We start from the raw sequence: 22499 nt of genomic DNA, 5'->3' as shown, positions 1-22499 counted from the left end.
TCAGGCCCCCACGGTGATCCGCGCCGCCAGCCCCGGGCCGTAAACGTCAGACACCTGCGCCACCTCCAGCGTGAAGCCCCCGGCGATGCCATCCGCCGCCTGCAGCGCCGCTGGGTAGCTCCAGCTTGCCGCGCCCACCGTCAGTTCGCGCTTCACCGCCGTTCCCTCGATCACGCGCAGCAGATAAAGCTCGGCCGTCTCGCCCAGCGGCACCTCGTAGCCCTGCCAGCTGTCGCCATCGATCCGTGTCCGGCGCAGCCAGCGAAAGTCCCACCCGCTCGCCCCCGGCGTGGCGCGCAGATGGCACGGGCTGAAGGGCCGCAGCCCGGCGCCCGCAAAAGCCTCGATCCGGTGCACGAAGGACGGATCGTCATAAGACCGCGCCGCCGAGCCGATCCGGTAATGTCGCGCCAGCCCGCGGGCAGAGGCGGGCAGCAAGATCTGCTCGGGCGCGCCATTCAGCGCCACCACCACGCTGCCCTCGGGCCAGACCTCGGGCATCAGCGCATCGGTGCCAAGCTGCCCGCGCAGCCGCAGCGAGATCTCCCAGACCTTGCCGTCGACCAGCGCCGCTTCGACGAACTGAAACACCTCCCACTTGTCCGAGCTGCCATCGCCGATCGCCATCGCATTCGCGCCGTTCAGCACCCGAAGCGCCGTCGCCGACTCGAGCGCCCCGCTCGCCAGCTTCACCCGCAGGGCCGCGCCCCGGTCCCAAAGCCCGGGCGGCGCGCGAAAAAGCGGCGTCAACGTCTGCCCGATCACCGCCCGCGTGCCAAGCGTCGCGTTCAGCGCATAGCCCGCATCCTCATCGGCCGACCAGACCGCCACCGTCCCCGGCCAGGGCGTCGCCGTCACCGCCAGATGCGGCGCCACCGGATCTTCGTCCCCTTTCATCAAGGGCAGGTCAAGGAAGACCGCGCGCACCGGCACCGGCGCCGCAAAGGGGCGCAGGTTGGCCGGGTCCTCGACCTCGTCGGCGGGCGCATAGATCCCGGGCTCGACCCGCACCGCCTCGACCTGCAACAGCCCCGCCTGCTCGATCCGGTCCAGCCGGTAGCGCCGCTTGCCCTCGGGCAGATCCAGCCGCACCACGTCGCCCGTGCCCAGATGCGCCTGCGAGGGCGGCAGCGCGAACCGCGCCGTGTCCCGCGCCACCCGCGCCTCGGCCAGCCAACGCCCGACAATCCCCTGCGCCTGCGCCCGCGTCAGCGCCAGCGGCAGTTCCGACCCCGCCGCCGCCCCCGCCGCCACATCGGGAAAGACCGCCTCGACCGCACGCACCTCGAAATCGCCCTCCGCCTCGACATAGGCCAGCCGCACCCGCCCGGCGATCTCGGCCTCGGCCGCCCGCACCGTCTCGACCATGCTCCCGCCCTCGCCCAGCGCCAGATCCGCCGCGACCAGATCGGCATCGATCCGCCCGTCACGCATCCGGAACACCAGCTTGCCCTCGCGTTCCAGCACCTCGAAGCCATAGGCCAGCATCAGTGCCTGCAACCCCGCGCGCCCGGTCTGATCGCCCGTCATCGTATACCCGCGCACCAGCCCGTAAAGCCCGCTGACATCGATGTCCGTGATCCCGGCCAGACCGCAGATCTCGGCCACCACGCTCGCCAGCGGCTGCGCCACCGCCCGGCCCGAAATCCAGTGCCCGCGCGCGTAATTCGCCCCATCCGACCACAAAGCGGTGTTGAGGGGAAACTGCGGCCAGGGCCGGGCATCCCAGGCCCAGACATGCGCCCGGCTCATGTCGAGCATCGGCCCGCCATAGACCGCCGAGACCGGGTTCTTCGCCGCCTCCCCCCAGTAGCTCGTCATCGCGCGCAGATATTGCATCTGGATCAGCTCGTCGCGCCGCCCGTCGGAATGATGCGGCAGGCTCGATTCCGAGCTTTTCGGGTCGAGGAACTTGTTGGGCTGGTTCGTGCCCTTGTCGATCGCCGCACAGCCCATTTCGGTGAACCAGATCGGTTTCGACTGCGGCACCCAGGCCGTCGCCACCTCGGACCGCACCCCGCCCACCCGCTCGTGATGGTCGTTCAGCCACCAGTTGCGAATATCCTTCGCCCGCCAGATCCAGGGCTCGTCGTGATCGCCATCGCTGATCGGCGTGCGGATCTGCGCATCGCGATGCTCCGGCGCGGCATAATACCAGTCATGATACTCGCCGCCCTCGATATTGGCGCGCAGATAGTCCAGCGCGTAGATCGAGCCCCAGCCCGCATCGGCATGATCCTCGCCATCCCGCCAATCCGACAGCGGCAGGTAATTGTCGATGCCGATGAAGTCGATGTTTTCATCCGCCCAAAGCGGGTCAAGATGAAAGAACCGGTCGCCATTGCCCGGCGCATGGCCCCAATATTCCGACCAGTCGGCGGCATAGCCGATCTTGCAGCCGGGCCCGAGGATCGCCTTGACCTCACCCGCCAGCTGCCGAAACGCCGCCACCGCGGGATAGCTGTTGGCCGCCCCCCGGATCTGCGTCAGCGCCACCATCTCGGTGCCGATGCAAAAGGCGTCTACGCCCCCGGCCAGTTTGCACAGATGCGCATAATGCAGGATGAAGCGGCGCATCGACCATTCCTCGGGACCGGAATAGACCACCTGCCCGCCCGCAATAGCGAAATCACCCGGCTGCGCGGTCCCGAAGAACCCCGCCACCTGCGCCACCGCCGCTGCCGTCCCGTCCGGGCTGCCCGCGCGGCCCGGCGCGACCGAAAGCGTGATCCGACCCCGCCAGGGCAGCGCAGGCTGCCCGGTCGCATCGCTCCAGGGATCGGGCAGCCCGTTGCCCGCCAGCTGCTCCATCAGGATGAACGGGTAAAAGGTCACCGCCTTGCCCGCCGCCCGCAGCGCGCCGATCGCCTCGATCACCGCAGCATCGGCAGGCGTGCCGCCATAGACCGAACTGCTCGAGAGCCGCGGCACTTCCTCGGCGCCCGCCCGCTCCAGCCCCGCCACTCGCCAGGGCATGTTCGCGCCCTCCTCCTGCCGCGAGGCCACCTTGGGCTTCACATCGCAGGCGCCGCAGCGCAGATCATCGCCAAACCAGCTCACCACCAGCGATACCGCGCCGCAATTCGGCAGCTCCTCATCCAGCCGCTGCAGCGCCGCGACCAGATCGGTCTGCCCCCCGGGCGCAGTCTGGTTCGCCACCCCCTGCGTCGCGGTGATCCCCGTCTCGGTGCCGACATAGACCGGCGTCGTCGCAAGCGCATATTCCCCCGTGCCGGGGATCAGCGCCACCGCCCGCAGCCCCCGCGTCAGATCGGGCTCGGCCTCGGCCAGCGCGCCCTGCGCCGCCCGCACCACCTCAAAGGTAAACTGCGGCACCCGGTTGCCAAAGGGGGCCAGATGCAGATCCTCGATCACCACATAGGCGATGCCGCGATAGGCGGGCGCCGCCTCCGCCCCCTCCACCGCCGCGATCTTCGGATCGGGCAGCTGGTCCTCGCCCCCCCGGTAAACCCGCATGTTCAGGCTTGAGACCTCGATCTCGCTGCCATCCGCCCAGACCCGGCCGACGCGCAGGATTTCGCCCTCGCACAAGGCCAGCGCCAGGCTCAGCGAATAGCTGTAGCGCGCCACCGTCGCCCGCGGCGCGCCCTTGCCGCTTTTTTCCACCTGGGCGGTTTCAAAAAACCGCGTCGCCCAGATCACCTGCCCGGCGACCCGCATCCGCCCCCAAAGCCGCCCGACCGCCTCGCCCTCCGAGGCGCTCGACAGCCGCAGCCGGTCGACGCGCCCGGTCTCGACGCTTTGCGACCCCGATCCCAGAAGCCGCTGATCGATCACCCGCCCCAGGGTCGCCCCCACGGCCCGGCCGATCACCGCTCCCGAAAGGCCCAGAATCGTGCCGCCAAAGCCGCCACCAATCGCGGCCCCCGCCGCCGAAAGCAGTATCGTCGCCATTCACCGGCCCCCCTCAGGAAATTGAAATCGCGCCACGATCCGCCGCGCCCAGGGCTCCGAGAGCGGGCTCTCGACCACGCCATGCCCCGTATAGGCATGCACGAAACTCGCCCCGGCGCCGATCTCGGCAGCGATGCCCAGATGCTTGGCCACCGCGCCATGACGCATCCGAAACAAGAGCACCTCGCCCGGGCGCTCGGGCCCCCGCGCAGGGGGCAGCGCCAGCAAATGCCGCGCCGCCGCCCGCCACAGCACTTCCTCGCGCGCGGGTTCGGACCAATCGGCGGTATAGGGCGGCACCAGTTCCGGCTCGGCGCCATAAAGCGCCCGCCAGACCCCGCGCAAAAGACCCAGACAATCCGTCCCCGCCCCCTGCACCGAGACCTGATGCCGATAAGGCGTGCCGATCCAGTCCCGCGCGATCGCCACCGCCCGCAGCCCGATCGCGCTCATTTGAACAGGCTCCCGCCGTCATTGGTGCCGCTCTGCACCGGATAGGAGACCAGCCAATCTTCCCCCGGAATATGCGGAAAGCCCCTAAAATTCAGGAAATTGTCGAATTTCAGCCGACAGGTCTCGGCACGCTTGTCACAGCCGGGCTCGATCCGCACCCGATCCCCCGCCACCGGATCGGCGCCCAGCCGCTGCCACAGCTCGATGATCCGCGAGCCATCCGCCTGCAGCCGGTCGTTCTTCACCACGCCGACCAGCCCCGCCGCCGCGCCTTCCAGCACCAGAAGCCGCCCCTTCTCGAACCAGCGATCCTCGAACCCCGCCCCCTCGGCCAGGCGCAACACCACCGCCTCCTCGATTGCGCCCAGCGCCGTCTCGAGCGCATAACCGTCCTTCGTCAGATCGAACCGGCATTTGCCATCGCCCAGCACCGCGGCGCAGCGCGGATGATAGATCCGCCCCTGATCCAGCCCCAAGGCCTCGGTCAGCCCGCGCAATTCGGCGGTGAACGCCCCCGCACCCCGCGACACCTCCCCCAGATGGCCGCGAAAGATCACCGCCCGCATCCCCGGATCGGCCCAGTTCACCAGCCAGACCGTGACCGCGGCGCCATCATAACGCCCGGCCAGAAGATCCGCCTCGGTGATCGCCTCGGAGCTCAGCGCGCCGTAGCTCTCGGTATTGTCGACCGAAAGGCCCGTGCCCTGCAGCACCGCCTTGGCCGTCATGCCGCTGCCCGGCTCGAAGGCGATCCCCTCGAAGCTCAGCCCCCGGTCATGATCGGTGAAGCCCAGCACCCGCCCGTCGGTCCGCGCCAGCGCCCAGGCCCGCGCCAGCGTCGTCACGCCGCCCTGCAGATGCGCCTTCAAATCCTGCGGATAGGCCATCAGATCCGTACCTCCAGCACCGGCACCTGCGGCAGATCCCCCGCCTGAAACGACTGCACCGAGACCGCGATCCGGTCGGTATCAAACCGCACCGGCACGTCGAATTCGAACCCCGCCGTCACCCGCGCCCCTTTCGACGGCGCCTCGTTGAAGGTAACGATCCCCGTCGTCGGATCGAGCGCGAAATTCACCGCTTCGGCCTGATGATCGCCCGCGATGCCCAGCTTGACCGTGCCCTCGACCGGCTTCACGATCGGCCGCAGATAGCTCTGCCCGCCCGAAGCATAGGTCTTCACCAGCTGAAACGCGGTCGTGACGCCGTCGCCAATTCCGATCAGCTGATCCTCATGCGCGACGGCCCGCGAGGCCGGACAGCTCTTGTGATCCGCCCAGTCCTTCCAGCGAAAGCCGTGCAGCTGCCCAGCCCGCGCCTCGAAAAACGCGATCAGCCGCTCGACATCGTCCAGGCTGCGCAGCCCCACCCCGGCATCGTAATGGCGCCGCGAATGCGCCCAGGGGCTGTTGCGCTCCTCATGCCCGCTGGCCAGCGTGACAATCTCGGTGCGCCGCTCCGGCCCGCCGACCGAGCCGAAGCTCAGATTGGCGGGAAACCGAACTTCATGAAATGCCATGCTGTCCTCCTCAGGCGTTGCGCGATCCGCGCGCCAGCGCCCGGTTCACCTGCGCCGCGATCTGGCCCTGACTGCGGGCGAAGCCCGCCGCATCGGGCGTCGTCACATTCATCACCACGTTGATCACCCGCCCCCCCCCGGCCTGCACGCCCAGCCGCCCGTCCGCGCCCCGCGCCAAGGGCAGGATCGCCTCGGGCCCGGCCTCGCCCATCAGCCCCGTCGCACCCCGCATCGGGAAGGTCGTCGGCGAAGACACCACCCCCCCCTTGGCAAAGGGCATCACCCGGCCTTGCGAAAACGCGCCGCCCTGCGCGAAGCCGAAGACCCCGCCCAGCATCCCGCTGATCGAGCTGGCAAGCGCCCCGCCGATCGCCTCCTGCACCGGTCGCATCGCCACCGAATAGGCGGCCTGCGCCATGCCCTCGGCCACCGAACTCAACGCGTCCGACAGCTTCATCCCGTCAAAGATCACGCCGTCGAACGCCCGCCGGACCGAGCGCCCGAAGCTCTGCGACAGGCTCCCCACCTCGCGGCCCGTATAGGTCAGGCTCTCCCGCATCCGTCCCAGCTCGTCGTTGAAACTCGCCGCCACCCCCTCGGCGCCGCCCAGCGCCTGCTCCAGCTCCGCCGCCTGCCGACCCAGCGCATCCAGCCCGTCAACTTCGATCATCGCCTCCTCCTTTCAGATCGCCCCCGCCGGGCGCATCGGGAAACCGCGCCGCCAGCTCCGAAAGCCGCCCGCGCGTCAAGGGCGGCGTCCCCGCCGCCTCGCCCAGCATCACCGCCAGCTCCGCCGGCGTCAGCCGCCAGAACTCCCCGGGCCGCAGCCCCAATCCCCGCAGCCCGACCCGCAAAAGCCCCGGCCAATCCAGACCGCCACTCACGTCCCGCCCTGCCCCGGCACGGTGAAGGCGCGCGCCAGCAATTCCGCCGCGATCCGCGCCGCACCCACCGGCCCGCCGCCGATCTCGACCGTGCGCAGATCCTCTGCCCGCCCCTCCCAGCCGCCGCCGCGCAGCCCGGCGACGATCAGCGCCAGCACGTCGCGGCTGGAAAACGCACCGCTTTCAAACCGCCGCACCAGATCCATCAGCGAGGCCTCGCCCAGCCCCGCCTCCAGTTCCGCAAGCGCGCCCAGCGTCAGCTTCGCCACCCGCCGCTCGGCGCCCAAAACCACCTCGACCTCGCCCGCCCAAGGGTTTGCCATGCCCGCCTCAGATCGCCGTGAAGCCCAGCGCACCCGCCGAGGCCAGCGCCAGTTCGTAACTCGCCTCGCCATTGTGGCTGCCCGCATAGTCGATCGAGGTGATCATGAACGGCCCCTGCACGATGCCGAAATCGGGGATGATGACCTGAAACTCTGGCACCTCGCCGTCGAAAAAGATCTGCCGCGCCCGCTCGTCGGTATCGGCATCCTTGAACACCCCCGCACCGGAAATGCTGGCCGAGCGCACCCCGGCGCCGCCCAGCAATTCCCGCCAGCCGCCCTGACTTTCCAGCGAGGTCACATCGACCGTTTCCGCATTGAAGCTGATCCGCGTCGCGCGCAGCCCCGCGATGGTCTCGAATTGCCCCGACCCGGTCAGGTCGAGCTTGATCAGAAGGTCCTTGCCATTCTGCGCCGCCATGTCTTGCCTCCAGATGTTGAAAATCACCGCCCCGCCGGGGCGCAAGTCGCCGATGGGCCTCAGCCCTCGACCCGCGCGCGAAACACCAGATCGATCCGCCGCGTGTCGGCCTTTTCCACCCGCCGCGCCTTGGCGCGCAGGAACCACAGCCCCACCAGCCGCCCACGCGCCAGCGCCAGATCGGCACCCACGAGCGCATCGGACACCGCCGCCGCCGCCGCCTTCGCCGTCGCAAATCCCGCCGCGTCAGTGATCACCGAGATGACGAAATCATGCACCGCCCCCTCGCCCGTCTTGTCCGAGGCATCGGCCACATCCTCGGGCCCAAGGCTCACATAGGTGCCGACCAGCGTCCCCGGCGGCACAGCATCGTAAACCGCCGTTCCCACCAGCGCCGCCAGCACCGCATCCGCGCGCAGATGCTGATACACCGCCGCCTGCAGCGCGCCCGCCACCGCATAGCTCATGCCACCACCTCCTCGCGGGCAAAACAGGTCAGGTAATGCCCCTCGCGGTCGCGCTCGGCGACAGCAAGGATGCGAAAGATCCGCGATCCTTCGCGAAAACGCTGCTCGGGCTTGGGCCGACTTGCCGCCCCCACCGGCGCCGCCCGCACGACAATGGTCCAGGGCACCGAGGCCAGCGTGACGAATTCCCCCGCCCGCTCCGTGCCGCTGCCCGCCGTGACCTCGGCCCAGAGCACGCCCTTCGCCACCCAGTCCAGCCAGTGCCCGCCCGCACCATCGGCCACGCGCAAGGCCTCCTCCAGCACCAGCTTGCGGTTCAGCCGCGGCATGCTCATGGCCGCCCCCCCAACACCCGCACCGTGCGCCAGCGCTCGATCAGCGCCATCACCCCAAAGGGCATCGCGCCGCCCTCGGCCGCGCCGTCATGGCGCAGCTCGTAATATTGCGCGGCCAGCAGAAACACCGCCTGCGCCAGATCGACGGGCAGCGCGCTCCAACTCGCCCCGAACCCGGCGGTGAAGTCGATCTCGACCCGCCCGCCGCCCGGGATCGCGGGCAAAGCCGCCCCCAAAGCCTCGATCCGCGGCCGCGCCATGTCGGGCACCAGCCGCCAGCCCGCCGCCACCGGCGTCTCGGCGCCCGCCGCATCGACCAGCCGCAGCGCCGTCACCGCACTGACCGGCGCGATCGGCAGCGTCTGCATGTCGCCCCAGCGCCAGCCCGTCAGCGCCAGCCGAAACGCGCGCGAAATCAGCGCCTTGGCCGTGCGCCCCTCGATCGCCGCGATGGCCGCGCGCAGATAGGACAGCAGCGCCGCATCCTCGGCCCCCAGATCGGCAAAGCCGGTGCCCAGCCGCAGATGGTCGCGGAATTCGGCCACCGGCAGCGCCGCCGAGGGCACCGCCGTCACTTCGTTCAGCATCATGGAAACTCTCCGAAAAGCCGACCGCACCCCGCGGTCCTGCACTTGGGCGTTCGGGCGCGAACCCCGCACCGCCACTCGGACGGAGGGAGCAGCTAGGTAGCGGCCGGAAGCCCGCGCCCGCCCGACCGGCGAACCGGCGGCAGCCGGGGTCGCCCCCGGCCCCTTCACCGCCCGTTACGAGGCGGCAAACTTCAAAAGCTTGATCGCGGCGAAATCGCTGACATCGCCGCCGACGCGTTTCGAGGCATAGAACAGCACATGCGGCTTGGCCGAGAAGGGATCGCGCAGCACCCGCAGATCCGGGCGTTCCGCGATCGTGTAGCCATTGCCGAAATCGCCAAAGGCGATCGCATAGGCATTGGCCGCGATATCGGGCATGTCCTCGGCGATCAGCACCGGATAGCCCATCAGCCGCGCCGGTTCCCCCGCCGCCAGACTGTCGGCCCACAGGAACCGGCCGTCCGCATCCTTCATCTTGCGCACCGCGCCCGCGGTCTTCGAATTCATCACGAAGCTCGCATTCGCGCGATATTCGGCGCCGAGCGCATAGACCAGATCGACCACCGCATCGGACGCATTCACCGCCGCGAAATCCCCCGCCGCGCCGGTCGCCACATAGCCAAGGCTGCCCCAGGCCCAGGCGCCATTCGCCACCTTCGCCTTGGTCAGGAACCCCGTCGGCTTGTCCACCCCGTCGCCCGAGATGAAAGCCGCCGCCTCCGCCCGGGCGAATTTGTCGGCGATGCGGTTCGCCAGCCAGGTCTCGATGTCAAAGGCGCTGTCATCCAGCAGCCGCTGGCTCGCCTTCGGCATCGCCGCCAGCTCGTGCAGCGGAATGCTGATGCGGTCGATCTGCGGCGTCGCGGTCTCGCTCAGCGCCGCCGTCTCGCTCGCCCAGCCCGAGCCCATGTCGGTCTTGTCCACCAGCACATCGAACGAGGTCGCCTCGACATTGACGACACTGGCGATCTGGCGCAGCGAGGCGGTCGAACGCAGAACCCCCCGGATCGTCTCCGAGGTCTGCGGATCGACCAGATAACCGCCCTCGGCCGCCACCGCCGAATTCAGCGCCTTGCCCTCAAGGCACAGCCCGCGCAGCCCGTCATCATCGCCGGTGCGCAGATAGGCGGCAAAGGCCTTCTGATGCGGCGCCTCCTCGGTGGCGGCGGTGGCAAGGGCATGACGCCCGGCGAAGGTCTTCGTTTGCAGCATGGTCACACGCTCTTCCTGTTGTTGCAATCTCGTCTTCACATCGTCCTGAAAGCCTTTGACTTCCCTCAGGAAACCGGCCAGCGCGGTTTTCACCTCGGCGACCGGATCGGCGCCCTCGGGCATGCCCGTTCCGGCCCGAGCCTTGGTCTCGGTCTTCATCCTTTCCACACTCCTGCAGCAGCGGCGGGGCTCAGCGCGCCGCCAGTTCGGCCGTGGCAGCGCTCAGCGCCCGGGCCAGATCACGCCAGATCGCGGCGTCAAGGGTCTCCCCCTTCGCCGCCACCCGCGCCTCGCGAAGCATCGGGAATGTCACCAGCGACACTTCCCAAAGCTCCAGTTCCGCAAGCAGCCGCTGGCCCTTTGCGTCCTTCTCGGCGGCAATCGTGCGATAGCCGATCGAGAGCCCGTCGATCGCCCCCGCCGCGATCAGCGCCAAGGCCTCGCGCGCCCGTGCCACCTCGGGCAAAAGCCGCCCCTTGACCCAAAGCCCGCGCGCATCCTCCCGGATCTCGTCCCAGACCCCGATCGGCTGCGCCGGATCATGCTGCCAGAGCATCTTCACGCTGCCCCCCCGCGCCGCAATCGCCGCCAGGCTTTTCGCATAAGCCCCCTGCGCCACCACATCGCCGCCCTGATCGGGCAGACCAAAAAGGCTCGCATAGCCCTCGATCCGCGCGCCCTCCTGCAGCTGCACCGGCTGCGCGCCGCAGAACTTCCGCTCCAGCCCGCTCTCGCCTCTCTCCATTCTTCGCTCCTCACTTCGGGGCATAGTCCAGAATGCCCTGCACCGCCTGCGTCAGGATCACGGCGATCACGCCGTAAACCGTCATGAACAAACGTTTTTCCAGCCGCTCGATCATCACTTCGATGCGTTCAAGGCGCCGCTCGACCTGGGTGAACTGCAGCTCCATGATCCGCTCGGTCGCTTCAAAGCGCTGCTCATGCACCTCGAAGGGCTCCTTGAGAAACCGTGACCCCCCCACCACCATGCCTCACCCCTCCGCGACAGGCGGCAGCCCCAGCAGCACCCGTTTTTCGGCATCGCTCAGAAAACCGGCCGCGCCGATCCGCGCCCAAAGCTGATCGCGCTCCACCGCCAGCGCCGGCACCTGATCCAGATCGGGCTTCAACTCGATCTGCGCGCCCAGATAGCCCGAAAGCCACCAGGCCAGCGCCGCCGAAACCCGGGTCAGCAGCGGCAACACCGTCAGCCGATAGAACGCCCGGTTCGCCTCGGCGTAATTGGCATAGGTCGCATCACCCGGAATGCCGATCAGCATCGGCGGCACCCCGAAGGCCAAGGCGATCTCGCGCGCCGCCGCCGCCTTCGTCTCGTGAAACTCCATGTCGGACGGGCTGAACCCCATCGGCTTCCAATCAAGCCCGCCTTCGAGCAGCATCGGCCGCCCGGCATTGCGCGCGCCCTGATGATGCGTCTCCATCTCGAAGATCAGCCGCTCGTATTGCTCGGGCGCGAGCACCCCCTGCCCGTCGGCGCCCTTGTAGATGATCGCGCCACTGGGCCGCGCGGCATTGTCCAAAAGCGCCTTCGACCAGGCGCTTGCCGCGTTATGCACGTCAAAGGCCACCGCCGCCGCCTGCATCGGGCTCAGCCCGTAATGGTCATCCGTCGGATGGAAGCTCTTGATGTGACAGATCGGATCGGGATGGCCCGTCATGTCGAACCGATGCTTGCGCCCGGCCACGGTGTAATCATAAGCGACCGGCCAGCCATCCGCGCCCGGCACCACTGCCATGCGATCGGAGCGCAGCACATGCAGCTCCCTCGGCACCCCGGGCTCGGGACAGACCGCCTCCAGATAGCCGTTGCCCGAGAGCAGGATCTGCCCGATCAGCGCCTCGAACAATTCCGCCCGGCCCTGCCCCGCATTCGGGCGCCGCAGCAGATCCAGCACGGGGTGAATTTCATACCGCCGCTCGGCATCCTGACAGATCAGCGGCACCGCCGCCGCCGCCTCGGCGATCAGCTTGACCGAGCGGAACCCCACAGGATTGCCCGAAAACCCCGTGCGCATCAGGCTGACCGTATCGCGCGGCCCCCAGACCGGCCGCCCGGCGCCCGAGGCCATCGCCACGATCCGCCCCGTCACCGAGGCCTTGCGCTCGACCGCGGTCTGCACCTGCGCCTCCGGGGCCGCCTTGCGAAAGAAATTCAGTCCCATCCCGTTCTCCTCGTCGCGGCCCGGCCCAAGGCCCCGGCCAAAGAAAAAGGGCCGGGAAAGACCCCGACCCTTTCGGCACGTCATCTGCTGTCGAGGGCGGGGGTTTCACACCCCCGCACCCCCGTGAGGTATTTCAGGCAAGATGAAAGCAGCCCGGCTTTTTCTTGGTCCAAATACGCCCTTGCGCCCTCAAAGCCCGCGCACCTGCGGTCGGCGCCAATGCGCCGCGGGCTCTAGGATCAGTTCCGTCAGCGCCCAGACCAGCGCATCGACCCGGTCGGGCGAGCCCTTGCCCGCATAGCCTTGCACCGTCATGCGGCACATCTGATCTTCCAAAGCGCCCAACCGCCCGTCGCGGCAATGCTTCACCCGGCCCTGCTCATACAAAGCCGCCACCGGCTCGGCCCGCGCCGATTTCCCCCGCGACGCCCGCAGCGCCCGAAACGGCACCAAGGGATCGATCTGGCGCAGCACGCTTTCGACCATCTCGCCGCCCTGATTGACCTCGGCCACCAGCTTCTCGGCGCCCCAGCGCTCCATCGCCGCAATCGCCGCCCGCGCCCAGTCGGTCGGCCGCCCCCGGACCGAGGCATCTTCAAGCACATAGCCCCGCCAGTCCTGCACCGGGCCGCGCGTCACCGCCCCCGCCACGACGATGCCGCATTCATCCGACCCCGCGCCGCCCGTCACGGCCGGATCGAGCGCCACCACCACCCGGTCCATCGCAGGCGGCGCCGCCAGCCGCAGCCCCTCCAGCTGCGCCGTCGTCCAAAGCGCCCCCTCGACATCCTCCAAGAGCACCCCCTCCAGCTCCTGCCGACCGAGCCGCGTGCCCGCATAGCGCGCCTGCACCTCGGCCAGGAAGCTCTCCGCCAGATAGGCCCGGTTCGCCTCGGTCGGCGCATGGGTCACCACCGTCGAGGGGTTGTTGAGGATCGCCTTCAGCACGCCGACATTGCGCGGCGTCGTGGTGATCACCTGCTGCGGATGCCGCCCCAGCCGCAACGCGAATTGCAGCATGTCCCAGGTCTCCTCGGCCCGTCTCCACTTCGCCAGCTCGTCGACCCAGGCGGCGTCGAACTGCGGCCCCCGCAAGGCCTCGGGCTCCTGCGCCGAAAAGGCCTGCGCCGTCGCGCCATTCGCCCAGACCAGCCGCCGCTTCGTCGCCTCCCACTCCGGACGCCGATCCGGTGGAGAGCAGGCCAGAATCCCGCTCTCGCCAAAGATCATCACATCGCGCACCTGATCGAAGGTCTCGCCCACCAGCGCCACCCGATGCGCGGGCCCGGCATCGGCCGGACCCGCCCCCTCGACCTGTGCACGCACCCATTCCGCCCCGGCCCGGGTCTTGCCCGCGCCGCGCCCGCCCATGATCACCCAGCTTTTCCACGCCCCCACCGGGGGCAGCTGATGCGGCAGCGCCCAGAATTCGAAAATCCAGGGCAGCGCCAGCAGCGCATTGTCCCCCAGCCCGCCCAGAAAGGCGTCAACCTCCTGCGGCGTCGCGGAGGCAAGCCAGGCGGCGCCCGATCTCAGCCCGGGCTGCGTCGAGGTCAAGCTCGCGTCCGGCCCCGACACCGGCAACTTGTCTGCGAAGTTTTTCAACACGCACCCTTTCTTCCATCACCATCTGGAATGCCGCGCGAAGGTCCTTGACCGCCTGTGCCGCGGCCTTGGCATCCTTCACCTCGCCCTGGCGAACCCCTTTCATCGCCAAAGCCAGTTCCCCGGCAATGTCCCGATACAGCTCCTCCGTCTCCTCCAGCAAATCCACCGGAGGAGCGTCCCCACCCTTGAACCCCATGTCCATGTTCTGGCTACCCGCCTCTCATGCCTGTTCCGCACGAGCGAAATGAAAAAAGCGCAAACGGTTTCCCGTTGCGCTTGCCCACCTCTCCTAGCATGGCTTATTTCTACCTTAGAGCGTCCGCAATGTCAATCGCTAAATTCAGGGTTGCGCCGCGCGAAAAGCAAAAACCCCGGGCCCAGCCGGGGTTTTCCTTCAGTTTCCGTCACTTGCGCCCGGTTTCAGGGTCTTTTCGATCTCCCGCCAGCGCGCGACGTTCCGGTTATGCTCGGTGATCGTCTCGGCAAAGGCATGCCCGCCGGTGCCGTCCGCCACGAAATACAGGAACCGCGTCGAATCGGGATTCAGCGCCGCCCGGATCGCCTGCGTCCCCGGGTTGCAGATCGGCCCCGGCGGCAGCCCGTCGATGACATAGGTGTTGTAGGGCGTTTCGCGCCGCAGCTCGGACTGCCGCAGGCCCCGGCCCAGCACGCCCTGGCCCTTGGTCACGCCGTAAATCACCGCCGGATCGGTCTGCAGCCGCATCCCCTGCGCCAGCCGGTTGACGAAGACGCTCGCCACCCGGGCGCGCTCCTCGGCCACGCCGGTTTCCTTTTCCACGAGCGAGGCCATCACCAGCGCCTCCTCGGGCGTCTTGTAGGGCAGACCCGGCGCCCGCGCAGCCCAGGCCTCGGCCAGAACCGCCTTTTGCCGCTCGGTCATCTCGGCGATCAGATCGGCCCGCTTCGCGCCACGCTTCATCTCGTAGCTGTCGGGCGAGAGGCTCCCCTCAGGCGGCAGCTTCGCCACCTCGCCGGTCAGGAAATCCGCCGATTTCAGCGCCTCGACCACCTGCCAGCTGGTCACGCCCTCGGCCAAAGTCACCCGCAGCCGCACGTCTGACTGCGCGGCGTCTTCGGCAAAGCCCTCGGGCGCCGCCTCTCGTTTCGGATCGAATTTCGCCGTCTCGACATAATCGCCCAGGGCCGGGTCAAGTTCGCGCAGGATCATCTGCTGGCCATTCACCCCGATGCGGTAATTCAGCTCGGTGCCGCAGCTCGAGGGCCCGCCCGCGGTGATCTGATCGACGATCCCCGCCATCGAGGCCCCGGGCGCGATCAGATACGAGCCCACCTTCAGCTTGCCCGCCTTCTGGTCGTAATCGGCCCCGGCGCGAAAGATATAAGCCGAGGAAATCGCACCCTTTTCCTTCAGCGTTTCCGACACGTCGCGAAACTTCGCACCGGGTTCGACACGCAGACACATCCCCGCAGCCAGCGGGCCGGGCCCGTCATATTGACGCTTCGCCCAGGTCACCATCCCCCCCGACACAACCATCAGCACAATCAACAAGGTGAGGAAGTTGGAGACGATGTTGCGCCACATCATCCGCGCACCTTGCCCAGGATGAGGGCCGCATTGGTGCCGCCAAAGCCGAAGCTGTTCGACATCGCGATGTCGATCTTGCGCTTCACCGCGACTTTCGGCGCCAGATCGATCTTCGCCTCAACGGCCGGATTGTCCAGGTTCAGCGTCGGCGGCGCTACCTGATCGCGGATCGCCAGGATGCAGAAGATCGCCTCGACCGCCCCCGCCGCGCCCAGCAAATGCCCGATCGCCGATTTCGTCGAGGACATCGTGGCCTTGGAGGCCGCGTCCCCCAGAAGCCGCTCGACCGCGCCCAGCTCGATCGTGTCGGCCATGGTCGAGGTGCCATGCGCGTTGATGTAATCGATCTCGCTCGGATCGATCCCCGCCCGCGCCACGGCCGCCTTCATCGCGCGGAAGCCGCCATCGCCATCCTCCGACGGTGCGGTGATGTGATAGGCGTCGCCCGACATGCCATAGCCCAGCACCTCGGCATAGATCTTCGCGCCGCGCGCCTTGGCGTGTTCATATTCCTCCAGCACGACACAGCCCGCGCCCTCGCCCATCACGAAACCGTCGCGGTCGGCATCCCAGGGGCGGCTCGCGCCCTGCGGATCCTCGGCCCGTTTCGTCGAAAGCGCCTTGCAGGCGTTGAACCCGGCAATGCCGATCTCGGAAATCGGGTTCTCGGCGCCGCCCGCCACCATCACATCGGCATCGCCAAGCGCGATCAGCCGCGCCGCATCGCCGATCGCATGGGCGCCGGTCGCACAGGCCGTCACCACCGCATGGTTCGGCCCCTTGAAGCCGAAGCGGATCGAGACCTGCCCCGAGACAAGGTTGATCAGCGCCGCCGGGATGAAGAACGGGCTGACGCGTTTCGGCCCCTTCTCCTTGATCAGCACGGCGGTTTCCGCGATCGTCTGCAGCCCGCCGATGCCCGAGCCGATCATCACGCCGGTGCGGCACCGGGCTTCCTCGTCGTCCGGCATCCAGCCCGAATCCTGCACTGCCTGCACCGCCGCGGCCACGCCATAAAGGATGAACTCGTCAACCTTGCGGCTCTCTTTCGGCTCCATCCAGTGATCGGGATTGAAAGTGCCATCAGAGCCATCGCCGCGTGGCACCTCGCAGGCGTATTTCGTCACGACATTGGTGGCGTCAAAGCGCGTGATCGGCCCCGCCCCCGACTGACCAGCCAGAAGCCGCGACCAGGTTTCCTCGACCCCGCAAGCCAGCGGCGTGACCAGACCCAGACCCGTGACGACAACCCGACGCATCGCAAACCCCTTTCGCGTTTCGTTAAGTGCTTCTACACGGGCCGCAAAAGCCGTGCAACGTCATGCGCGGCCGCAGGCGTCACTTCGCCTGCCGCAGAGTCACCGCAGCGGCTCGGGATAATCGGCCAGCACCTCGTACTGCGCCCCCTCGCGGCCCAGATGCGACCGGATCAGCGAAAATCCCGTGACCCGCCACGCGGGCAGCACCACATCGCCCCGGCTTTCCAGAAGATGCCCCAGCCGCGCCGCCTGCGTCTCGCCAAGGCCTTTGCCGAACCGCACAATCGTCACATGCGGCCGGAACCGGCGCCGCTCGAGATCCAGCCCTGCCCGCCGCGCCGCCTGCACCAGCTTCGCCTGCAACGCCTCCAGCGCCGGACTTGGCCGCAGCCTCAGCACCAAAGCCCGCGTCCGGTCGCCCGCCTCGATCACGTCAAGCCCCGCCATCACCACCTCGAACGGCGCAAGGGGCAATGCCGAGATTTCCTCGTGCAGCCGCTCCAGATCCGGCAGATCGACCTCGCCCAGATAGGCCAGCGTCAGATGCAGCGCCTCCTCGGCCACCGGACGCCCGCAACCAAGCGCGCCCTGCAGCGCCGCCACCGCGCCCCAAAGCGCCTCGGGCAGCAAGATCCCGACAAACACCCGCATCGCATCCCCCAAATGCAAACGACGCCCGAAAGGGCGCCGTTCGTCAAGCCGGAAAGCTTGCAAGCCTCAGGCGGCTTCGGTGATGAATTTCACCGCATCGCCGAAGGTCTGGATGGTTTCGGCCGCGTCATCCGGGATTTCGATGCCGAATTCTTCTTCGAAAGCCATCACCAGTTCCACGGTGTCAAGGCTGTCGGCGCCGAGATCGTCGATGAACGAGGCGGTCTCGGTGACCTTGTCCTCTTCCACGCCCAGATGCTCCACGACGATCTTCTTCACGCGATCCGCGATGTCGCTCATGTTTCTTCCTCGTTTAGGGGGCCGAAACCCATCCTGTCAGTGCTCGTTCGAGCGGCTTCAACACCGGTTTTCCCGGGCTGCCGCGAGCCGAGGCTAGCCCCCGCTCGTCCCCGCCGCTCATATCACAGTAAAACCACAAGGCAAGCCGTTTTGCTTTCGCCCCTGCCCTTGCGGCAGGGGCAACTCGTCACACCGGCGGGCTCAGATCATCGCCATGCCGCCGTTCACGCTCAGCGTCGTGCCGGTGACATAGCCCGCCTCGGGCGAGGCCAGATAAAGCACCGCCGCCGCGATCTCCTCGGCCGCGCCCATCCGCCCGGCCGGGATCTGCGTCAGGATCTTCGCCTTCTGCTCCTCGTTCAGCTTGTCGGTCATCGCCGTGGCGATGAAGCCGGGCGCGACGCAGTTCACGGTGATGCCGCGGCTTGCCACCTCATAGGCCAGCGATTTCGACATGCCCGTCAGTCCGGCCTTGGCGGCGGCATAATTGCCCTGCCCCGGGTTGCCGGTCTGCCCCACGACCGAGGTGATATTGACGATCCGTCCCCAGCGCGCCTTCATCATGGGGCGCAGCACGCCGCGCATCAGCCGGAACGAGGCGGTCAGGTTGACGTCGATCACGCTCGCCCATTCCTCGTCCGACATCCGCATGAACAGGTTATCCCGGGTGATCCCGGCGTTGTTCACAAGGATATCCACAGAGCCCATCGCCTCAAGGGCCGCTTTCGGCAGCGCCTCGACCGAGGCCGGGTCCGAGAGGTTCGCGGGGCAGACAAAGGCCCGCTCGCCGAGTTCCGCCGCCAGCGCCTCGAGCGGCTCGACCCGCGTCCCCGACAGCGCCACCTTGGCCCCGGCGGCATGCAGCGCCTTCGCCACCTCGCCGCCAATGCCGCCCGAAGCGCCCGTCACCAGCGCCGATTTCCCAGTCAGATCAAACATCTGCAAGCCCTTCCTGACGTGGCTTTCATCTTGCCACAAATACCTTGCGGGGGTCTGGGGGCGCAAAGCCCCCAGCGTCCTCAGCCTTTCAACGCCGCCACATCCTCGGGCGTGCCCACGGCCTTTTGCACCGTGTCCTTGGCGATGCGCTTGATCATGCCCGACAGCGCCTTGCCCGCGCCGATCTCGCAAAAGTCGGTCACGCCCTGAGACACCATCCACAGCACCGACTCGCGCCAGCGCACCGATCCGGTGACCTGCGCCACCAGCAGCTGACGAATGGTCTCGGGGTCAACGACCGCCTCGGCGCGCACATTCGCCACGACCGGCACGCGGGGCGCCGAGACCGTCACCGCTGCCAGCGCCTCGGCCATCCGGTCGGCGGCGGGCTGCATCAGCGCGCAATGGAACGGCGCCGAGACCGGCAGCATCACCGCCCGTTTCGCGCCCTTGCCCTTGGCGATCTCGACCGCGCGCTCGACCGCGGCCTTGTGGCCCGAAACCACCACCTGCGCCGGATCGTTGTCATTGGCCGCCTGACAGACCTCGCCCTGCGCCGCCTCGGCCGCCACTTCGGCCGCGGTGGCGAAATCAAGCCCCAGCAGTGCCGCCATCGCGCCGACGCCCACCGGCACCGCCGATTGCATCGCCTCGCCGCGGATGCGCAAAAGCCGCGCCGTATCGGCCAGGCTCAAGGCCCCCGCCGCGCACAGCGCCGAATATTCCCCAAGCGAATGCCCGGCGACAAAGGCCGCCTGCCCCACCTCGATCCCCTCGGATTTCAGCGCGGCCACAGCCGCCAGCGAGGTCGCCATCAGCGCCGGTTGCGCGTTTGCCGTCAGCGTCAGCCGCTCGATCTCGCCCTCCCAGATCAAGGCGCTCAGCTTTTCCCCCAGCGCGTCATCGACCGCATCGAAGACCGCCCTTGCCGCCGGATAGGCCTCTGCCAGGGCCTTGCCCATCCCGATCGTCTGCGCCCCCTGACCGGGGAACACCCATGCCACGCTCATGCCCGCCTCCTTGACAAATCTGGCCTTCTCTAACTTGACGCAGCGTCCGGAGCAACCGGAAGCGCCGGGGGCTTCGCGCCCCCGGACCCCCGCGGCGTATTTGAACCAAGAAAAAGCGCCGGGTTTTTTCTTGGCTCAAATACGCAAAGAGTCGCAGTCGCATCACGACAAAAGAAAAGGGCGCCCGAAGGCGCCCTTTCCCGAACCATCCCGCAAATCAGCAGGAATAGTACATCTGATATTCGACCGGGTGGGGGGTGTGCTCGTAGGCATACACTTCTTCCCACTTCAGCGCCATGTAGCCTTCCAGCTGGTCCTTGGTGAAGACGTCACCGGCCAGCAGGAAGTCGTGATCCTTCTCGAGCTCGGTCAGCGCTTCGCGCAGGCTGCCGCAGACGGTCGGGATCGCGGCCAGTTCTTCCGGCGGCAGATCGTAAAGGTCCTTGTCCGAGGCCGGACCCGGGTCGATCTTGTTCTTGATCCCGTCCAGACCGGCCATCAGCAGCGCGGCAAAGGCCAGATAGGGGTTCGCCGCCGGATCGGGGAAGCGGGCTTCCACACGTTTCGCTTTCGGCGATTCCGTCCACGGAATACGGACGCAGCCCGAGCGGTTGCGCGCCGAGAATGCCCGCAGCACCGGGGCTTCGAAGCCCGGGATCAGACGCTTGTAGCTGTTGGTCGAGGGGTTCGTCAGCGCGTTCAGCGCCTTGGCGTGTTTCAGGATGCCGCCGATAAAGTAGAGCGCCTCCTGCGACAGATCCGCATATTTGTCACCGGCAAAGAGCGGTTTCCCGTCCTTCCAGATCGACATGTTCACGTGCATCCCCGAGCCGTTGTCGCCCTTCATCGGCTTCGGCATGAAGGTCACGGTCTTGCCATAGGCATGCGCGACGTTGTGGATGACGTATTTGTATTTCAGGATGTTGTCGGCCTGTTCGGTCAGACCGCCGAAGATCAGCCCGAGTTCGTGCTGGCAGGTCGCCACTTCGTGGTGGTGCTTGTCGACCTTCATGCCCATGCGCTTCATCGTCGAGAGCATCTCGCCGCGCAGGTCCTGGGCTTCGTCGACCGGGTTCACCGGGAAGTAGCCGCCCTTGTGGCCGGCGCGGTGGGCAAGGTTGCCCATCTCGACTTCGGCATCGGTGTTCCAGGCCGCCGCTTCGGCGTCGATCTGATAGGCGACCTTGGCCGGGGTGACCGAGTAGCGCACGTCGTCGAAGATGAAGAATTCGGCTTCCGGCCCGAAATAGGCGGTGTCACCGATGCCCGAGGCTTTCAGGTAAGCTTCGGCCTTCAGCGCGGTGCCGCGCGGGTCGCGCGAATAGGCTTCGCCGGTGTCCGGCTCGACCACGTTGCAATGCACGCACATGGTCTTTTCGGCATAGAAGGGGTCGATATAGACCGAGGACGCGTCCGGGATCAGTTTCATGTCCGACTGATCGATCGACTTCCAGCCCGCGATCGACGAGCCGTCGAACATGAAGCCTTCCTCGAAGAAGTCCTCGTCCACGAGATCGGCGACAAGCGTCACGTGTTGCAGTTTGCCACGCGGGTCGCAGAAACGGATGTCGACATATTCGACCTCCTCCGCCTTCATCAGATCGAGAGCTTTTTTGACTGCGCTCATTTGCAAATTACCCTTTCGTTGAGCATGGGGTGCGGGCCGGGCCCGTTGCGGTGCCGGGCCATCGCCCGAAATTCGGAAGTCTCAGACCGCGTCCTCGCCGGTCTCGCCGGTGCGGATGCGGATCGCCTGTTCGATGGAGGAAACGAAGATCTTCCCGTCCCCGATCTTTTCGGTGCGTGCGGCGCCGACGATGGCCTCGATGGCGATATCGACCATCTCGTCGGGCAGAACCATTTCGATCTTCACCTTGGGCAGGAAGTCGACGACATATTCGGCCCCGCGATAAAGCTCGGTATGGCCCTTTTGCCGCCCGAAGCCCTTCACCTCGATCACGCTCAGCCCCTGAATCCCCGCTTCCTGAAGCGCTTCCTTCACTTCATCGAGCTTGAACGGCTTGATGATCGCCTCGACCTTCTTCATGCCGACTCCCCCCTTTCGATCTTGCGCCCTCGTCTCACCACTTTCCACGCCGCCCCGCAATCGGCTAGCTTTTGGCGCGTGCGTCGTGCCCGGGGATTCCCCGAATGGTGATGATGATTTGGGCGGTTGGCATATTTATTGTGCAAAGTGTAAACTGTTTGGGCGGCAAATGACGGAAATCCTGACGAGTGATGAAATGCGCAGCCTTGAGAGAGCTGCCATCGCCTCCGGCCGCGCCAGCGGGCTCGAGCTGATGGAACGCGCGGGGGCGGCGGTGGTCGAGGCGATCGCCGAGGCCTGGCCCGCCTTCCGCCCTCCCGCCGAGGCGGGCCGCCATGCGATGATCCTGTGCGGGCCGGGCAACAACGGCGGCGACGGCTTCGTGGTGGCGCGGCTGCTGCGTCGCCGCGGCTGGAAGGTCACGCTCTATCTTTACGGCGAGGCGGACCGGCTGCCGCCCGACGCCCGCGCCAATCACGACCGCTGGCGGCGCATCGGCACGATTGCCCCCCTGCCCGCCGCCCCCGATTTCAGCACTGCCGATCTGGTTGTCGATGCGCTTTTCGGGCTTGGGCTGACGCGGCCGCTGACCGGCTTCGGGCCGATCTTCGCCGCGCTGGCCGCGGCGGGGCGGCCGGTGCTGGCGATCGACCTGCCCTCGGGGCGCGATGCCGATGCGCGTGCCGACTCGGCCGGATGGCCCTCGGCGCCCTGTTCGCTGGCCGTCACCTTCCACCGCGAAAAGCCGCTGCATGCGCAGCTGCGCGCCGAGGGCATCGGCGTCATCGTCAAACCGATCGGCCTTTAGGGCGGATC

The 22499-nt window shown here is 67.6% G+C and carries 26 protein-coding genes; 1 reads left to right on the top strand and 25 read right to left on the bottom strand.

Features of this window, described 5'->3' with window-relative positions:
* The 25 genes from LY44_RS14465 to LY44_RS14345 form a co-directional block, all read right to left on the bottom strand.
* Positions 1-3915: a baseplate multidomain protein megatron gene (locus LY44_RS14465; protein WP_055209450.1), complete on the bottom strand. Its 3915-nt coding sequence runs from the start codon at positions 3913-3915 to the stop codon at positions 1-3.
* Positions 3916-4368, bottom strand: coding sequence for a C40 family peptidase (locus LY44_RS14460; protein WP_055209451.1), 453 nt, complete (start codon positions 4366-4368; stop codon positions 3916-3918).
* Positions 4365-5255, bottom strand: a complete 891-nt coding sequence (locus tag LY44_RS14455; protein WP_055209452.1) for a DUF2163 domain-containing protein — start codon at positions 5253-5255, stop codon at positions 4365-4367. Before LY44_RS14455 ends, LY44_RS14460 begins: the two co-directional genes overlap by 4 nt.
* A complete protein-coding gene (locus LY44_RS14450) occupies positions 5255-5887 on the bottom strand; it encodes a DUF2460 domain-containing protein (RefSeq protein WP_055209453.1) in 633 nt (210 codons plus the stop codon). Before LY44_RS14450 ends, LY44_RS14455 begins: the two co-directional genes overlap by 1 nt.
* 10 nt (positions 5888-5897) lie before the next feature.
* A complete protein-coding gene (locus LY44_RS14445; RefSeq protein ID WP_055209454.1) occupies positions 5898-6557 on the bottom strand; it encodes a phage tail tape measure protein in 660 nt (219 codons plus the stop codon).
* Entirely contained in the window at positions 6544-6771 is a 228-nt protein-coding gene (locus LY44_RS14440; RefSeq protein ID WP_055209455.1) for a rcc01693 family protein, read from the bottom strand. Before LY44_RS14440 ends, LY44_RS14445 begins: the two co-directional genes overlap by 14 nt.
* Positions 6768-7094, bottom strand: coding sequence for a gene transfer agent family protein (locus LY44_RS14435; protein ID WP_055209456.1), 327 nt, complete (start codon positions 7092-7094; stop codon positions 6768-6770). Before LY44_RS14435 ends, LY44_RS14440 begins: the two co-directional genes overlap by 4 nt.
* Before the next feature lie 7 nt (positions 7095-7101).
* Entirely contained in the window at positions 7102-7515 is a 414-nt protein-coding gene (locus tag LY44_RS14430) for a phage major tail protein, TP901-1 family (RefSeq protein WP_055209528.1), read from the bottom strand.
* Between the two features lie 59 nt (positions 7516-7574).
* Positions 7575-7982 carry a DUF3168 domain-containing protein gene (locus tag LY44_RS14425; protein WP_055209457.1) on the bottom strand — a complete coding sequence of 136 codons (408 nt, stop codon included), beginning with the start codon at positions 7980-7982 and terminating at the stop codon, positions 7575-7577.
* Positions 7979-8317, bottom strand: coding sequence for a head-tail adaptor protein (locus LY44_RS14420; RefSeq protein ID WP_055209458.1), 339 nt, complete (start codon positions 8315-8317; stop codon positions 7979-7981). Before LY44_RS14420 ends, LY44_RS14425 begins: the two co-directional genes overlap by 4 nt.
* A complete protein-coding gene (locus tag LY44_RS14415) occupies positions 8314-8907 on the bottom strand; it encodes a head-tail connector protein (RefSeq protein WP_055209459.1) in 594 nt (197 codons plus the stop codon). Before LY44_RS14415 ends, LY44_RS14420 begins: the two co-directional genes overlap by 4 nt.
* A 174-nt stretch (positions 8908-9081) precedes the next feature.
* Entirely contained in the window at positions 9082-10278 is a 1197-nt protein-coding gene (locus LY44_RS14410; protein ID WP_111396044.1) for a phage major capsid protein, read from the bottom strand.
* A gap of 31 nt (positions 10279-10309) precedes the next feature.
* Complete coding sequence (locus LY44_RS14405; RefSeq protein WP_055209460.1) at positions 10310-10864, bottom strand: HK97 family phage prohead protease; 555 nt, start codon at positions 10862-10864, stop codon at positions 10310-10312.
* A gap of 10 nt (positions 10865-10874) precedes the next feature.
* Positions 10875-11108 (bottom strand): GTA head formation protein, RCAP_rcc01685 family, encoded by a 234-nt coding sequence (locus LY44_RS14400; RefSeq protein ID WP_013067409.1) that lies wholly within the window; start codon positions 11106-11108, stop codon positions 10875-10877.
* A gap of 3 nt (positions 11109-11111) precedes the next feature.
* Positions 11112-12302, bottom strand: a complete 1191-nt coding sequence (locus LY44_RS14395; RefSeq protein ID WP_055209461.1) for a phage portal protein — start codon at positions 12300-12302, stop codon at positions 11112-11114.
* A gap of 189 nt (positions 12303-12491) precedes the next feature.
* Positions 12492-13838 (bottom strand): DNA-packaging protein, encoded by a 1347-nt coding sequence (locus LY44_RS14390; RefSeq protein ID WP_055209530.1) that lies wholly within the window; start codon positions 13836-13838, stop codon positions 12492-12494.
* Complete coding sequence (locus LY44_RS14385; RefSeq protein ID WP_055209462.1) at positions 13789-14112, bottom strand: hypothetical protein; 324 nt, start codon at positions 14110-14112, stop codon at positions 13789-13791. Before LY44_RS14385 ends, LY44_RS14390 begins: the two co-directional genes overlap by 50 nt.
* A 192-nt stretch (positions 14113-14304) precedes the next feature.
* Positions 14305-15474: an endolytic transglycosylase MltG gene (gene mltG / locus LY44_RS14380; RefSeq protein WP_055209463.1), complete on the bottom strand. Its 1170-nt coding sequence runs from the start codon at positions 15472-15474 to the stop codon at positions 14305-14307.
* On the bottom strand, positions 15474-16736 hold the full coding sequence (gene fabF / locus LY44_RS14375) for a beta-ketoacyl-ACP synthase II (RefSeq protein WP_055209464.1): 1263 nt from the start codon (positions 16734-16736) through the stop codon (positions 15474-15476). The genes mltG and fabF overlap by 1 nt, the downstream gene beginning before the upstream one ends.
* A gap of 99 nt (positions 16737-16835) precedes the next feature.
* The gene (gene thpR, locus LY44_RS14370) at positions 16836-17387 is read right to left on the bottom strand and encodes an RNA 2',3'-cyclic phosphodiesterase (protein ID WP_055209465.1); all 552 of its coding nucleotides are present in this window, start codon (positions 17385-17387) and stop codon (positions 16836-16838) included.
* Positions 17388-17453: 66 nt separating this feature from the next.
* Positions 17454-17687: an acyl carrier protein gene (locus tag LY44_RS14365; protein ID WP_013067402.1), complete on the bottom strand. Its 234-nt coding sequence runs from the start codon at positions 17685-17687 to the stop codon at positions 17454-17456.
* Positions 17688-17888: 201 nt separating this feature from the next.
* Complete coding sequence (gene fabG, locus LY44_RS14360) at positions 17889-18626, bottom strand: 3-oxoacyl-ACP reductase FabG (protein WP_055209466.1); 738 nt, start codon at positions 18624-18626, stop codon at positions 17889-17891.
* Positions 18627-18706: 80 nt separating this feature from the next.
* Positions 18707-19636: an ACP S-malonyltransferase gene (gene fabD, locus LY44_RS14355; RefSeq protein ID WP_055209467.1), complete on the bottom strand. Its 930-nt coding sequence runs from the start codon at positions 19634-19636 to the stop codon at positions 18707-18709.
* A 217-nt stretch (positions 19637-19853) separates the two neighbouring features.
* Positions 19854-21263 carry a type I glutamate--ammonia ligase gene (gene glnA, locus LY44_RS14350; protein WP_055209468.1) on the bottom strand — a complete coding sequence of 470 codons (1410 nt, stop codon included), beginning with the start codon at positions 21261-21263 and terminating at the stop codon, positions 19854-19856.
* Between the two features lie 81 nt (positions 21264-21344).
* Positions 21345-21683, bottom strand: coding sequence for a P-II family nitrogen regulator (locus LY44_RS14345; protein ID WP_013067397.1), 339 nt, complete (start codon positions 21681-21683; stop codon positions 21345-21347).
* A 196-nt stretch (positions 21684-21879) separates the two neighbouring features.
* On the opposite strand from LY44_RS14345, the gene LY44_RS18530 reads away from it, so the two are divergent.
* On the top strand, positions 21880-22491 hold the full coding sequence (locus LY44_RS18530; RefSeq protein ID WP_317617997.1) for an NAD(P)H-hydrate epimerase: 612 nt from the start codon (positions 21880-21882) through the stop codon (positions 22489-22491).
* The last annotated feature ends 8 nt before the right edge of the window (positions 22492-22499 follow it).

This window comes from Rhodobacter capsulatus (assembly GCF_003254295.1).
Lineage (GTDB): Bacteria > Pseudomonadota > Alphaproteobacteria > Rhodobacterales > Rhodobacteraceae > Rhodobacter > Rhodobacter capsulatus.
Note: the sequence above shows the minus strand (reverse complement) of the source record. Positions and strands in the feature narration are given on the sequence as shown.